The following is a 14,704-nucleotide window of genomic DNA, read 5'->3' as shown; positions in this document are numbered from 1 at the left end:
GCTGCCGGGCACGCCTTCTCCGCCCCCCGCAGCACGTCCCGTCGCCTCAGCCCGGCGCCAGCAGCGCTGCCTCGTCGACCTCGTCGATGCACTCCGCTTGCATGAAGCGCAGCGCGTAATCCCGATACACCCCCGCTTGCACGAACAGTGCGAACAGTTCCGCGTCGATGTGCGCCGCGTCACGCATGCGCGCCATGATCGCCATTGCCTCCGACAGGCGCTTGCCGCGCTTGTAGGGGCGGTCCACCGCGGTCAGCGCCTCGAAGATGTCGGCGATCGCGATCATCCTAGCCACCGGGCTCATCTCGTCGCGGCGCAGGCCGCGCGGGTAGCCGGTGCCGTCCATCTTTTCGTGGTGCCCGCCGGCAAGCTCCGGCACCGCCTTCAAGTGTCGCGGGAAAGGCAGCGCGGCGAGCATGCGGATGGTCTGCACGATGTGCTCGTTGATCTTGTAGCGATCCTCGTCGGTAAGGGTTCCCCGCGCCACCGACAGGTTGACCAGTTCCCCACGGTTGTAGAGCAGCTCCGGCACCGCCATACGGAAGCCCCACGGGTTGTCCGCCGCAATGCGCTCCTCCGGCCTGCGCTCGATACGGTGCTCGGGCTTGTCGGCAAGCAGCGCCTCCTGAACCGGCAGGCTTGCAACCGGCTTGCGGCGGCGCTCGTCCTCGGAGACGCCGAGCCGGTCGTCGAGGGTCCGCAGCCAGGTCCGCCCGGCGATCTGGCGCAGGCGCTCGACGCGCTCCGGCGCCATCGCCTCGCCACCCTCATTGCACGACGCCACGAAGGCGAACTCCTCGTCGAGCCGGGCCCACTCTTCGGCCAGCCGTGCCCGGGCTTCGACGGCATCCGCCCCGTCGGCGATGGCCCGCCAGCAGACCACCTCCGCATCGCGCTTGAGCACCTCGAAGCGCATTCGCACCTCGTGGATGCGGTCGTAGATCGTCTCCAGTTTGGTGGCCTTGTCCACCACGTATTCCGGTGTGGTCACTTTGCCGCAATCGTGCAGCCAGGCCGCGATGTGCACCGCCTCCCACTCCTCGTCGTTGAGGCTGAAATCGCGGTACGGCCCGTCGGTCGCAGCGCAGGCCGCCCGCGCCAGCATCTTCGACAGCACCGGCACCCGCGCGCAGTGGCCGCCGGTGTAAGGACTCTTGGCGTCGATGGCGCCAGCCAGCAGGCGGACGAAGGATTCGAACATTTGCTTCTGGGCGTGGATCAGGCCGCGTGTCTCGACGGACACCGCCGCCGAACCGGACAGCGCCTCGACGAAATGCACCAGTTCCGGATCCGGCGCCTGCGCAAACCACAGCACCAGCAGGCCCAGGCGCTGCTGCTTGCGGTCGAGCAGCGGCACCGCCAGATAGGCCAGCGTGCTCTCTCCGATGGCTTCGCACAGGCCGGTACAGCAGCGCCCGGTACCGTGCCCGGAACGCAGTTCGCCGACGGCGGAGCGCGCGCCTGCTGGCACCAGCTCGGCCATCGCCTCGCCCGGCGGGGCGACAGGCATCGGTAAGCTGTTACCGTCGGCACCGCGCAAGGCCACCGCATCCAGGCCGTCACTGCCGTCACCGTCCCGCGCCAGGTAGAGCACTCCGGCCCGCGCGCCAACCACCGCCAATGTCTCGTCCACCAGGCGCGGCAGCAGACGATCGAAGTCGGCCTCTTCGGCGATCAGCGAAGCGATGTCGAGGAAGCGCCGCACCGCCCCCTTCATCGCGCCCAGGTCCGCCGCCAGATCGTCCACCTCGCGCACCACGGAGCGGGTCTTCACCGCACCGGCAAAGTCGAAACGCCGGATCGCCGCCGTCTCCCCGGCCAGTTCGCGGATCGGCCGTGCCACCAGGCGGGCCGTCCAGTAGGTCAGCGGCAAGGCCAGCAGCACGACGATCAAGGTCGCCACGATGGAGCTATCGCGAATGGCGCGCGCTTCAACCAACAACTCTTCGTCAGGGATCGCCACGCCGAGATAAATCGGTCGCCCACCCTGCATGGAAAGGCGCGCCACCGCCCCGTGCCAGCTGCGCCCACCCGACTCGAAGGCGGTCAGCGGCATCTCGCCAGCCCCGTCGAGCGCCGGCAAGCGGGCTGCCAGTCCAGCCAACCCGCCGCCGTCCAGCGCGGACAGCAGCGGCCGCTCGACCGTGCCGCCGACCGCACGGGGCTGCCAGCCCGGCTCCGAGTAAGCGATGACCCGCTTGTCCTCATCGAACAGCACCAGATGGGAGCCCGACGTGATGCGCTGGCGGCGCAGCGTGTCGTCCAATGTGGCCAGGCGGATGTCGGCCCCCACCACCGCGCGGCCGGACTCGGTACGGCGGGCCAGCGTCACGCCGAGCTTACCGGTGGCCGCAAACAGATAGGGCGCGGTCAGCACCGAGTCGCGGCCGCCCATGGCCTGCGTATACCAGCCGCGCCGGCGCGGATCGTAATTGCTCGGGTATTCCGGGCGGTCCCGCAGCTTCAGCTCGACCAGCGCTTCGTCGAGGAAGATGAAGCGGCCATCCTGCCCGGTGATGCTCTGGATCACATAGGCGGCCCCCGGAGGTGCGCCGAGCTGGCGCCGGTCCTCGTCGCTGGTGAAGCGCATCAGCAGGAAGAAGTCGCCCGTTGCGTAGCCGACGTAAAAGGCTCTCACCGATGGCGTAGCCAGCAGCGCCTCCTGCAGGACCGCCAGGCTCTCGCGCCGCCCGGCCAAGGTGCCGGCCCGCACCAGCGGCTGCAGCGCCAGCAGGCGCAGGCTGGCGTTGACGGGCTGCAGCAAACGCTCCGTATCCCCCACCGTCTGCTGCGAAATACGCCCCAGCAGATCGCCGGCAGCCCGCTCGAGCATCTGCGCGCTACGCGTGTAGGACAGCCAGGCGATGCTGCCGCCGGCGAGCAGCACCAGCACGAAGAACAGCGTCGAAATGTGGATATGCAGCGGCCAGCGGAAATGACGTGCCGGCCTTGAGGGTGAGGTTTCGGCCGCCATCGGAATGCTCCCTTTCCGCTAGTGTCCGGCGAGGGCGCGCCGGTATTCGCCCGGCCGCGCGCCGGTCCATTTCTTGAACGCCCGGTGAAACGCACTGGCCTCGGCGAAGCCCAGCTCCAGCGCGATGTCGAGCACCGACTTGTCCGAATGGCTGAGCTGGCTGATCGCCAGGTCGAGGCGCAGATCGTCCTTGATCGACTGGTAGGACTGCCCTTCATCCAGCAAGTGCCGGCGCAGCGTGGACACCGAGAAATGCAGCTGCTGGGCCAGGGTCTCGAAATCCGGCCAGGCATCCGGCGGCATCCGCCGCAGGCGGCGCCGGATGCGCGCCACCAGCCCTTCGCTGTTGCGGTACTTGACCAGGAAGTTGGCCGGCGCGCTGCGCAGGAACAGCTTCATCGTGCGCTCGTTCTGCACGTTGGGCATGTCGAGGAATTCGGCCGGGAAGACGATCTCGGTGCGCACGCCACCGAAACCCAGGTCTGGTGAGAACAGTACCCGCCACTCGGCGCTGAAATCAGGCTCGTCACAACGGAAGCGCGCGTGGCCCAGCGGAATGCGCCGCCCGATCAGCCAGCAGGCCAGGCCGTGCAGGATGATCAGGAAGGTGCCGTAGGCGAAGGCCCGCCGCGGCTCGGCCTGGCGGTCGATGATCTCGACGCGGGCCGTCTCGCCGTCGCGGACGAGTACGCCCTCCAGGTCGTCGAGGAGCAGGCGGAAGAAGCGCAGCGCCCGGCGCAGCGCCCGTTCCAGCGTGTCGCAGTGGATCACGCTGTGGCACAGCAGCGTGAAGCTGCCGGCCTTCATGCGGTGGGAGTCCATGCCGAAGAACTCGTCGTCCAACGCCTGGGCGATGAGATGCCACAGCACCGCGAAGTGCTCCGACGACACCCGCGCCTGGGGCGCGTTGAGGAGTTCCGGCGAGATGCCGGCCTGGTTCAGCAGCGCATCCGCGTCAAAACCGCGGGCGCGAACTTCCACCAGCGCTTCATGGACGAAGCCGATGGAGATCGTGCCCTTGTCGGACGTGGGTTCGCTCATGGAAGTCCGGCCGGAAACAGGAACAGGGAAAGGGTTCGGGACGCTGGCCCGGAAGCGCGCCCCCGACGGGCTGCCGAAACCACGCCTCGCCGCGCCACACGGGGCTTTGCGCCCCTTCGATGTGGCAAATTCTATCATCCACATTGAGCGTTTTAGGCATGGAGCCCGCAAGCGCTTGTGCCTAGACTGCGCCCCACATCGTGCCCGCCCCGGCGGGTCATTCAGCCGACAGCAACGAGGAGAGAGATAGATGGAAATCCAGAACAACGTATTCGTGGTGACCGGTGGCGGCTCGGGCCTGGGTGCCGCAACCGCGCAGATGATCGTCGCCAAGGGCGGCAAGGTCGTGCTGGCCGATGTGAACAAGGAAGCCGGCGAAGCCAAGGCCCGCGAGCTGGGCGCCAACGCCCGCTTCGTCGCCACCGACGTGACCGGTGAGGACAGCGCCAAGGCTGCCTTCGCCGCGGCCGTCGAGCTGGGCACCCTGCGCGGCCTGGTGAACTGTGCCGGCATCGCCCCGGCCGAGAAGGTCGTCGGCAAGGAAGGCGCCCACAAGCTGGAGTCCTTCGCCCGCACCATCAACATCAACCTGATCGGCACCTTCAACATGACCCGCCTGGCTGCGGAGATCATGAGCAAGAACGAACCCAACGCCGGCGGCGAGCGCGGCGTGATCGTCAGCACCGCCTCGGTGGCCGCTTTCGACGGCCAGCTCGGCCAGGCCGCCTACGCCGCGTCCAAGGGCGGCGTGGTCGCCATGACGCTGCCTATCGCCCGCGAGCTGTCCCGCACCGGCATCCGCGTGATGACCATCGCCCCCGGCATCATGGAAACCCCGATGCTGCTCGGCATGCCCGCCGAAGTGCAGGAAGCCCTCGGCAAGATGGTTCCCTTCCCCTCCCGCATGGGCAAGCCGGCCGAGTACGCCGCGCTGGTGGAACACATCTTCAGCAACAGCTACCTGAACGGCGAAGTCATCCGCCTCGACGGCGCCATCCGCATGGCCGCCAAGTAAGCCCCTCCCTCACCGAATTCGCGAAAGGCCACATACCATGAGCACCAACGATCCCGTCGTCATCGTCTCTGCCGCCCGCACCCCGATGGGCGGTTTCCAGGGCGACTTCGCCAGCCTCACCGCCGCCCAGCTGGGCAGCGCCGCCATCAAGGCCGCCGTCGAACGCGCCGGCATCTCCGCCGAAGCCGTCGAAGAAGTGATCTTCGGCTGCGTGCTGCCCGCGGGCCAGGGCCAGGCCCCGGCCCGCCAGGCCGCCCTCGGCGCCGGCCTGCCGCTGTCCACCGGCTGTACCACCGTCAACAAGATGTGCGGCTCCGGCATGAAGGCCACCATGCTCGCCCACGACCTGCTGCTGGCCGGCACCAACGAGGTGATGATCGCCGGCGGCATGGAGTCCATGACCAACGCCCCCTACCTGCTGCCCAAGGCCCGCGGCGGCTACCGCCTCGGCCACGGCCAGGTCATGGACCACATGTTCCTGGACGGCCTTGAAGATGCCTACGAGAAGGGCCGCCTGATGGGCACCTTCGCCGAGGACTGTGCCGGCAACTACGGCTTCACCCGTGAAGCGCAGGACGCCTACGCCATCGCGTCGACGACCCGGGCCCAGGCCGCCATCAAGGACGGCTCCTTCGAATGGGAAATCACCCCCGTTACCGTCGCCGGCCGCAAGGGCGACGTGACCATCACCAGCGACGAGCAGCCGCCGAAGGCCAACATCGACAAGATCCCCAGCCTGAAGCCGGCCTTCCGCAAGGACGGCACCGTGACCCCGGCCAACTCCAGCTCCATCTCCGACGGCGCCGCCGCGCTGGTGCTGATGCGCGCCTCAACCGCCGCTGCCAAAGGCCTCCAGCCGATCGCCAGGATCGTCGGTCACAGCACCCACGCCCACCAGCCCAGCCTGTTCGCCACCGCCCCGGTCGGCGCCATGCAGAAACTGCTCGCCAAGACCGGCTGGACCACCGCCGACGTGGACCTGTGGGAGATCAACGAAGCCTTCGCCGTCGTCACCATGGCAGCCATCCATGATCTGAAGCTGGACCACGCCAAGGTCAACATCCATGGCGGTGCCTGCGCCCTCGGCCACCCGATCGGCGCCTCCGGCGCCCGTATCATCGCCACCCTCCTCGGCGCCCTCAAGAAGACCGGCGGCAAGCGTGGCATCGCCAGCCTGTGCATCGGCGGCGGCGAAGCAACCGCCCTGGCCGTCGAGATGCTGTAAGGAAAGGACACCCACGATGATCCTCACCCAAGAACAGGAAATGATCCGCGACTCCATGCGTGCCTTTGCGCAGGAGCGCCTCGCCCCCTTCGCCGCCGAATGGGACAAGAGCCACACCTTCCCCGCCCAGGCCCTCAAGGAACTCGGCGAACTCGGCGCGCTGGGCATGGTGGTGCCCGAGGAATGGGGCGGCGCCGGCATGGACTACATGAGCCTGGTGCTGACGCTCGAGGAGATCGCCGCTGGCGACGGCGCCACCTCGACCATCGTGTCGGTGCAGAACTCCCTGGCCTGTGGCATCACGCAGAAGTACGGCACCGATGCACAAAAGGAAGAATGGCTGAAGCCCCTCGCCCGCGGCGAGAAGCTCGGCTGCTTCTGCCTCACCGAGCCGCACACCGGCTCAGACGCGGCAGCCATCACCACCCGCGCCGACCGTGACGGCGACCACTTCGTGCTGAACGGCGTCAAGCAGTTCATCACCACCGGCAAGCACGCCCAGATGGCCATCGTCTTCGCAGTCACCGACAAGGCCGCCGGCAAGAAGGGCATCTCCTGCTTCCTGGTGCCGACCGCCACGCCCGGCTTCATCGTCGGGCGCACCGAGGACAAGATGGGCCAGCACGCCTCCGACACCGTGCAGATCATCCTCGAGAACTGCCGCGTGCCGGCCAGCGCCCTGCTCGGCAAGGAAGGCGAAGGCTACAAGATCGCCCTCTCCAATCTGGAAGCCGGCCGCATCGGCATCGCCGCGCAGAGCATCGGCATGGCCCGCGCCGCCTTCGAAGCTGCCGTACGCTACGCCAAGGAACGCGTGACCTTCGGCGTGCCGATCATCGAGCACCAGGCAGTCAACTTCAAGCTGGCCGACATGAACACCCTGCTCGACGCCGCCCGCCTGATGGTGTGGCGTGCCGCCCAGTTGAAGGACGCTGGCAAACCCTGCCTGAAGGAAGCCTCGATGGCCAAGATGTTCGCCTCCGAAGCCGCCGAGAAGATCGCCTCCGACGCCATCCAGATCCACGGCGGCGTCGGCTACACCAGCGACTTCCCGGTCGAGCGCATCTACCGCGACGTGCGCATCTGCCAGATCTACGAAGGCGCCAACGACATCCAGCGTCTGGTCATCGGCCGTTCCATCGCCGCCGAATAAAGCCAGGTCTTAACCCTCGACGGCCCCCGATCTCGTGCGGCCGGATCGCTCCCGTACTCGATTACGGCTGCGCTCCGCCTCCCGATCTCGGGGGCCGCGTTGCGATTGCTGCGCACCGTCATGCGCATGCCTGCACAAGACCCCATCAGGAAGGAGACAAGCGTGGGACCTCTCCACGGTGTGAAAGTGGTGGAATTCGCCGCCCTCGGCCCGGCCCCGATGGGCGCCATGATCCTGGCCGACCTGGGCGCCGAGGTGGTGCGCATCGAGCGCAAGCCCCCCCCCAATGCCAAGCCCGGCTTCGAGATCTTCGATCCGCAGCGGGACATCCTCAACCGCAGCCGCCGCGTCGTGCGCCTCGACCTCAAGAAGGCCGAGGGCCTGGACGCCGCGCGGCGCCTCGTCGCCGGTGCCGACATCCTGATCGAAGGCTTCCGCCCCGGCGTGATGGAGCGCCTCGGCCTCGGCCCCACCGAGAGCCTGGCCGCCAATCCGCGCCTCGTCTATGGACGCATGACCGGCTGGGGCCAATACGGGCCCCTGTCCCAGAGCGCCGGCCACGACATCAACTACCTGTCCCTGTCCGGCGCGCTGCACGCGATCGGCGAGGCCGGCGGCAAGCCGGTGGTACCGCTGAACCTGGTTGCCGACTGCGGCGGCGGCGCGATGCTGCTGGTGGTCGGCGTGCTCGCGGCCCTCACCGAGGCACGCAGCTCCGGCCACGGCCAGGTGGTGGACGCGGCGATGACCGACGGCTCGGCATTGCTGATGAGCATGATGTACACCCTCAAGGCCATGGGGCAGTGGTCGCAGCAACGCGGCACCAATCTGCTCGACGGCGGCGCGCCCTTCTACGACACCTACCGCTGCGCCGACGGCAAGTACATTTCCATCGGCCCCATCGAGCCCCAGTTCTACGCGCTGTTCCTGCAAAAGACCGGCATAGCCGATCCGGATTTCAGCCAGCAATGGGAACGCAGCCGCTGGCCGGAACTCAAGACGCGCCTTGCCACCCATCTGGCAAGTCGCAGCCGCGACGCCTGGTGCGCGCTGCTGGAAGGCAGCGATGCCTGCGTGGCGCCCGTTCTGGACATGGACGAAGCGCCCGAACACCCGCACAATCGGGCTCGCGGCACTTTCATCGAGGTCGGCGGCGTCGTGCAGCCGGCCCCGGCTCCACGCTTCAGCCGCAGCATTCCCGCGCAGCCCCGTCCGCCCGTCGTCGATGGCGCCGGCGAGGACGTGCTCGCCGACTGGGGTTTCACCCCGGCGGAGATCGACGGGCTGCGCACGGCGGGGGCACTCTAATAAAACAGCGACAACAGGAGAACCAAGTGGAATATCAGAACATTCTCGTCGAGACCCGTGGCAAGGTCGGCCTGATCACCCTCAACCGTCCGAAGGCCCTCAACGCCCTCAATGACGCGCTGGTGGACGAACTAGGCGTGGCCCTCAACGGCTTCGAAGCCGACGAGAACATCGGCTGTATCGTCATCACCGGCTCCGAAAAGGCCTTCGCGGCCGGCGCCGACATCACGATGATGGCCAACTTCAGCTACATGGACGCCTACAAGGGCGACTACATCACCCGCAACTGGGAACGCGTGAAGACCTGCCGCAAGCCGATCATCGCCGCGGTGGCCGGCTTCGCCCTCGGCGGCGGCTGCGAACTGGCGATGAGCTGCGACATGATCTTCGCCGCCGACACCGCCAAGTTCGGCCAGCCCGAAGTCAAGCTGGGCATCCTGCCCGGCGCCGGCGGCACCCAGCGCCTGCCCCGCGCCGTCGGCAAGGGCAAGGCCATGGACCTGTGCCTGACCGCCCGCATGATGGACGCGGCCGAAGCCGAGAAGTCCGGCCTCGTCGCCCGCGTGATCCCCGCCGACCAGCTGCTCGACGAGGCCCTCAAGGCCGCCGAGACCATCGCCGGCTACTCCCTGCCGGTGGTCATGATGATCAAGGAATCGGTGAACCGTTCCTTCGAGAGCAGCCTCAACGAAGGTCTGCTGTTCGAACGCCGCGTGTTCCATTCCGCCTTCGCGCTGGACGACCAGAAGGAAGGCATGGCCGCCTTCGTCGAGAAGCGCAAGCCGGAATTCAAGAACCAGTAAGCCTTGCCCTGAGTGGGGGTTGGAAGGGGGCTGCGGCCCCCTTCCAACCCCCTTTCTCATTGGCGCCTCCGGCTTCAAGGCCGGGCGGCCACATCAGCCTGGCAACAGCACGGGATCGCGGCGGCGTCTGGCGATCCGGCAACACCCCAGGACCACGGCTGTAAATCCCCCCGCCATTCCCAGCACCATCAAGGCCGTCTGCCCCTGATCGGGCGGCGCCGACACAGCCGACACCTCAAGTGCATCGACCACCGTCAGAAGTTCGGCGCGCCGGATCATCAGTTCGGTCTTCAGCCGTTCCAGCTCGGCACGGCCATGCCCCACCTCTCGCTGCGCCGCTCTCACGGCATTGCGCTGGATCGCGCTCCGTTGCGTCCTGATCTGCCGCTCCAGCACCGCAATGCGCCCGTTCAACTTCCGTAGTTGAGGATTGCGCCGGATCAGGGGAGGCGCAAAGGTCCGTTCCATATCGCGGATCTCGCCCCGCAGCTCGGCCACCCGATCGGCAATCAGCGTCAGCCTCGCGTCGTCCGCCCCCAGTCCATCGCGCTTGCCCGAGGCCAGCGCGGCCCGCATCTCCTGCAGACGCGCCTCGGCTTCGCCCAGCTCGGCCCCCGCCGCCTCCAGCGCGCCCGCCACCGCCCGGATGCGCGTCACCGCCTGGCCCTCTTCCCGGTACACATCCAGCACCGTATTCAGGACACGAGTCAGATACGCAGGGTCGGAGCCCATGGCCTGCAGCAGGATGATGCCGCTCGTGGGCAACATCTCGACCCGCAACAGCCCCTGCAAGCCGGACACGTCCGCAGACGTGCCGCCGCTCTCGCCCAGACGCACCGCCACCTTCTCCAGCAAGGCCCGGCTGGCGAGCTCCTCGACGGGATCGTTGAGCTGCTGCGGCCCCTGATCAGCGACGACCGGCAGCCTGACCCGTACAAGGGCCCGGTATTCGACGGGCTGCAGCGCGCGCCACACCCACCCCGACAGCAGTGCGAGCAGCAGGATCACCGGGACAAGAACAGATGGCCGGACACGCTGGCATGTCCGGGAGAAAGGCATCGCGTGTCGTTCAAACGCACAGCGCAGCGCAACGGGAAAAGGCATGGGCAGGTCACCGAAACAATCGCCGCCAAGCGATTCAAGGAACGGCGCCGGTCAGCCCGACCGTCATCGGAACAGGGCTGCAGACTCCGGATTCCATGACATTATCATCTCGCACCTCATGAGATAAACAGGCGCGTTGCCCAAAGCAGCCTGCGCCACTTTCCGCATGTTCCGCACAGCCGCGAATCCGACCCACCGTCTCCGCAGATCGATTCGCAAGCCCGCGTGAACGATTCGCAGCCTCGCAAATTCGATTCGCCACTCGGTGAATCGGATTCGCCGACATGCGGACTCGATTCGCGCCCTACAAGGATCAATCCACAAACCGGCGTGAAGAATCCACCCGGTTGCGAATCGAATTCACAGCCCGGCGGGAAAGATTCCACGCCACTCCAGACCCATCAAAATTTTCCCAAAAACATAACCACATGTAATATTTTGTTCACCCGATCGTCAACCGCCATCCATCCAGAGGAGCCACGATGAGCAGCGCCACCACCAGCCGCCTGTCCCCCCAACAGATCGAAGCCGACATCGACACCTACATCGCCTTGAAAGGCATTGGCAACTACACCCCGCACAACCCCCGCTACGCCCTCGCCACGGCCAGCGAGGCCCTCGTCCAGCTGCGCGCCGCCGACGAGGCCGCCATCCACGCCCAGAACACCCTCGCCGCCGCCCGCGACGCCCTCCTCGCCGCCCAGCAGAACTTTCACGAGATCATTCTCGGCGTCAAGAACGAAGTCCGCGTCCTCTTCGGCCCCGACTCCGACCAGCTCGCCGCCCTCGGTCTCAAGAAGAAATCCGACCGCAGCAAGCCCAAACGGGCGACCAAGAGCACCACGGAGGCGTAAATACGGCGCCTGCCAACCAATGGAAGCAGGCCGACGAGCAGGAAGGCAGATGAACTCAGAAAGCACATTGCGCCGCTGGCGGTTGATCCTGGGCCGTTATGCCATGCAGCCACTATCGTCGGCACCATTGTCGGCTGGTGAATGGAAGCTCGACGAAGCACTTGAATATCTTTACGGCCGTGAATATGAAGGTCGCGGCCTGGATAGAGGGGCAAGCCGCGGCGGTACCCTTGACCCGAGCCAGTTGCGCGCCGTCGACTGGCTCGCACGCTCGCGCAAGCTTTTTCCGCATGACGTTTTCGAGCGCATGCAGTCGCAGGCGCTTGGGCGCTATGGAATAACGGAACTGCTGCGCTCCCCTGACGTGCTGACCTCCCTCGAAGCCACGCCGGGTCTCGTCAAAGTGCTGCTGACAATACGCGGACGGCTGTCTGCCGACATGCGGGACGCTGTACGCGAAGTGATCCGCAAGACCGTCGATGAAATCACGCGCAAGCTCCGGAGTGACTTTGTCAATGCGCTCGTCGGTCGCCGCAACAGAATGCGGCGCTCGCACCTGAAAAGCGCGCAGAACTTCGATGCACGCATGACTATTGCCGCGAACCTCAAGCACTACGACGTCCGACGCGGTCAGCTCGTGATCGAAAGGCCGTACTTCAATGCGCGCATCAAGCGCTCACTCCCCTGGGACGTCGTGCTTTGCGTAGACCAGAGCGGTTCGATGACGGATTCGATCATCTACAGTGCAGTCATCGCCGGGATCATGAGCGCACTGCCGACGGTACGCGTAAAACTGATCGTTTTCGACACCAATGTGGTCGATCTCTCGCATCTTGCGGATGATCCGGCTGAAGTGCTGCTCACCGTTCAGCTTGGCGGCGGCACCGATATCGGCCGCGCAGTCCGCTATTGCGAAACACTGATCACCAACCCACATCGCACAGTCTTTGCCCTGATCTCCGACTTCGAAGAAGGCGCACCGCCCGGTGCACTGCTCACTGCCGTCCAGCGCATGGCGGAAGCACACGTCAGACTCCTCGGACTTGCAGCCCTCGATGAAGCTGCCAACCCGATCTATGACCGTCAGATGGCCCAGCGGCTCGCCGATAAAGGGATGCACGTCGCGGCCCTGACGCCAACGCATTTTGCGCAATGGCTCGCCGAAGTGATGAACTGAAGATGCCCTGGTTCGACACTTACCGCGCCTATGACGATGACACGCTGACGGCATTCGCCAACGCAGGCCTGCTGCGCCGTGCCACAAAGGACGTGGAGGCCGGCAAACTCGCGTGGATCGTGCAACGTGACAACGGCGCTGCAATTTCTGCCGATGGTCAGCGCGTGGAGCTCGATTCCCGCGGACCACAGCACGCTCGCTGCGATTGTCCCGCATCAGGCATATGCAAGCACATACTCGGCGCAGTACTGTGGTTGCGCACCCTTGAACCCGCAGCTATTGCGATCGAGGGGCACGCCGGCGAAGGGCAGCCCTTCACGATACCAACGCCTTCCAGCGCGCTCCAGGAAGTGCTTGATCTCGATACGGCAACGCTCTTCAAGGCCGCCGGGATCGCAGCCGTGCGCCGCGCCGCCGGCACGCCGGTCGAACGCCTGATCTGGCACGATCAGGCGGCTCTGCTTGTACTCGAACTTCCAGAGCTCGACGCGAGCTGCCGCTGGATTGCCGGTGCCGGCTTTGCCGGCATGGTCTCTGAAGTCCCCGTCTCCGAGCGCAATGCGGTGCACCTGATGGCCATTGCGGCGCTACGACGCGAACAAGGTCGCCCGCTCGAATGGCCGGCGAGGGCTATCGCTGTGCCACCAGATACTAAGGAGCCGCCAGCCACGCGCGAGCTGGAGTTTCTGGACCAAGTCCGTTCAATGCTGGGCGAACTCATTATGGGCGGGCTTTCGCATGTCAGCCATGTCACCTCAGAACGGCTGTTCGCACTCAACATGTCGGCGCGCAGTGAAGGGCTTCCGCGGATTGCTTCGCTGCTACGCAATCTGGGCGGCATGGTCGATCTCCTTGCCCTGCGTGACCATCGGGTGGATGAACGTGATGTGCTCTCTCTGATTGCGCGTATCCATGCAATTACCATGGCACATCGCTCCGCCCGCGGAAAAACTGCTGAAGCCTTGCGTGGCAAGCTGCGACGGGATTTCGATGAAACAGCAGCACTCGAACTCCTTCCTCTCGGTGCCCACTGGTGGCAGACACGTGGAGGCGCGCGTGGACTCACACTGGCGTTTTGGGACATCCAGGGCGAACGTCTGCTGCAAGCCTTCTTGGCGCGCCCCGACTCCAGCGACGTCAGCTTCACACGACACGGCGCGTGGAAGACGCATGCAGTCTGGCAAGGTGCGGGGCCCGCTGAACACATCTGCAAAGGGACGCTGAAGCTCGAACAGCCACGCCTGGCAGACGATGGACGCCTCGCGATAGGCGGCGTCACGCGAGCACAGACGATGCCAGCCTGGCAATGCGATGACCAAGGCATCAGTGCCCTAGGCTGGGATGACTGGACGCAGATGGCCGATCGCCTGCGGGACGCCATCGGCCTCATCGGTACACCGATGGACGCAGCACTGCTCCGACCGCATTCAATACGTGCGCCACGCCTGGACGAAGCCCACCAGCGCTTTGAGTGGCCGGTACAAGACGTGAACGGCCGCTGGCTGGTTCTGACCATTCTCTGCGGAAGGGAATACCGCGAACGGATCGATAACCTCGACCGCCTCATCGCCCGCAGTGTTGCCGTACGTGCAGTGCTGGTGCGCATCGAACGAAGCATGGCCAACACCTTGCTGATACCGGTTTCACTACTGGTCGATGACCCGCCCACCAACTCACTCAAGACGGTATCGCTTGATTTCGCCGCCGAACCCGCTCGCAGCACCATGCTCGCAGGGCGCATCCTCCGCATGTTTGAAGCCAAGCGTGAAGTACCACTACCCACCACGGCACCGACGCTGGCGGCGCGACTCCTCGCCCCCATCGCTGAAGTCATCGAAACTCAAGCCGAAACTGGCCGCCTGCAGCTGACGTCGTCCCAAACTCAAATGCTGCAGGAAGCGCAATCACGTATCACCTCGGTCGGCCTGCAAACACTGGCTGACACGCTCCATATGCATCTGGCACAGCCAAGCGCAGACACCTTGCTCACGCTCGTCTGGCTGTGCCAGGTACTCGGCGAAATCGAAGGTCTGCCGTTACCGCAATGACA

Annotated in this window: 11 protein-coding genes; 8 read left to right on the top strand and 3 right to left on the bottom strand. The window is 66.0% G+C overall.

Features of this window, described 5'->3' with window-relative positions; genetic code table 11:
* Positions 1-46: 46 nt before the first annotated feature.
* Positions 47-2,974 carry an HD domain-containing phosphohydrolase gene (locus AC1PPK_RS10000; protein WP_481117670.1) on the bottom strand — a complete coding sequence of 976 codons (2,928 nt, stop codon included), beginning with the start codon at positions 2,972-2,974 and terminating at the stop codon, positions 47-49.
* A gap of 18 nt (positions 2,975-2,992) precedes the next feature.
* Positions 2,993-4,015 carry an AraC family transcriptional regulator gene (locus AC1PPK_RS09995; RefSeq protein WP_481117669.1) on the bottom strand — a complete coding sequence of 341 codons (1,023 nt, stop codon included), beginning with the start codon at positions 4,013-4,015 and terminating at the stop codon, positions 2,993-2,995.
* Between the two features lie 250 nt (positions 4,016-4,265).
* Here AC1PPK_RS09995 and AC1PPK_RS09990 point away from each other — a divergent pair, with 250 nt between their 5' ends.
* The 5 genes from AC1PPK_RS09990 to AC1PPK_RS09970 all read left to right on the top strand — a co-directional run bounded on the left by AC1PPK_RS09990 (position 4,266) and on the right by AC1PPK_RS09970 (position 9,519).
* Complete coding sequence (locus tag AC1PPK_RS09990) at positions 4,266-5,030, top strand: 3-hydroxyacyl-CoA dehydrogenase (protein WP_374486345.1); 765 nt, start codon at positions 4,266-4,268, stop codon at positions 5,028-5,030.
* A gap of 37 nt (positions 5,031-5,067) precedes the next feature.
* Positions 5,068-6,255, top strand: coding sequence for an acetyl-CoA C-acetyltransferase (locus tag AC1PPK_RS09985; RefSeq protein ID WP_481117668.1), 1,188 nt, complete (start codon positions 5,068-5,070; stop codon positions 6,253-6,255).
* Positions 6,256-6,271: 16 nt separating this feature from the next.
* The gene (locus tag AC1PPK_RS09980) at positions 6,272-7,408 is read left to right on the top strand and encodes an acyl-CoA dehydrogenase (RefSeq protein WP_481117667.1); all 1,137 of its coding nucleotides are present in this window, start codon (positions 6,272-6,274) and stop codon (positions 7,406-7,408) included.
* Positions 7,409-7,570: 162 nt separating this feature from the next.
* A complete protein-coding gene (locus AC1PPK_RS09975; protein ID WP_481117666.1) occupies positions 7,571-8,716 on the top strand; it encodes a CaiB/BaiF CoA transferase family protein in 1,146 nt (381 codons plus the stop codon).
* A 26-nt stretch (positions 8,717-8,742) separates the two neighbouring features.
* Positions 8,743-9,519, top strand: a complete 777-nt coding sequence (locus tag AC1PPK_RS09970; RefSeq protein ID WP_481117665.1) for an enoyl-CoA hydratase — start codon at positions 8,743-8,745, stop codon at positions 9,517-9,519.
* Positions 9,520-9,612: 93 nt separating this feature from the next.
* Here the strand turns inward: AC1PPK_RS09970 and AC1PPK_RS09965 are convergent, their stop codons facing one another.
* Positions 9,613-10,623, bottom strand: a complete 1,011-nt coding sequence (locus tag AC1PPK_RS09965; protein ID WP_481117664.1) for a hypothetical protein — start codon at positions 10,621-10,623, stop codon at positions 9,613-9,615.
* Between the two features lie 482 nt (positions 10,624-11,105).
* On the opposite strand from AC1PPK_RS09965, the gene AC1PPK_RS09960 reads away from it, so the two are divergent.
* Genes AC1PPK_RS09960 through AC1PPK_RS09950 form a run of 3 tightly spaced genes read left to right on the top strand, consistent with a single transcriptional unit; the run spans position 11,106 to position 14,702 of the window.
* Positions 11,106-11,477 (top strand): hypothetical protein, encoded by a 372-nt coding sequence (locus AC1PPK_RS09960; RefSeq protein WP_481117663.1) that lies wholly within the window; start codon positions 11,106-11,108, stop codon positions 11,475-11,477.
* Positions 11,478-11,526: 49 nt separating this feature from the next.
* Positions 11,527-12,654, top strand: a complete 1,128-nt coding sequence (locus AC1PPK_RS09955) for a VWA domain-containing protein (RefSeq protein ID WP_481117662.1) — start codon at positions 11,527-11,529, stop codon at positions 12,652-12,654.
* Between the two features lie 2 nt (positions 12,655-12,656).
* The gene (locus AC1PPK_RS09950) at positions 12,657-14,702 is read left to right on the top strand and encodes a hypothetical protein (RefSeq protein ID WP_481117661.1); all 2,046 of its coding nucleotides are present in this window, start codon (positions 12,657-12,659) and stop codon (positions 14,700-14,702) included.
* The last annotated feature ends 2 nt before the right edge of the window (positions 14,703-14,704 follow it).

The organism is Zoogloea sp. JDB1 (genome assembly GCF_056724025.1).
The sequence above is the reverse complement of the archived record's forward strand: the minus strand, read 5'-3'. Positions and strand labels throughout refer to the sequence as shown.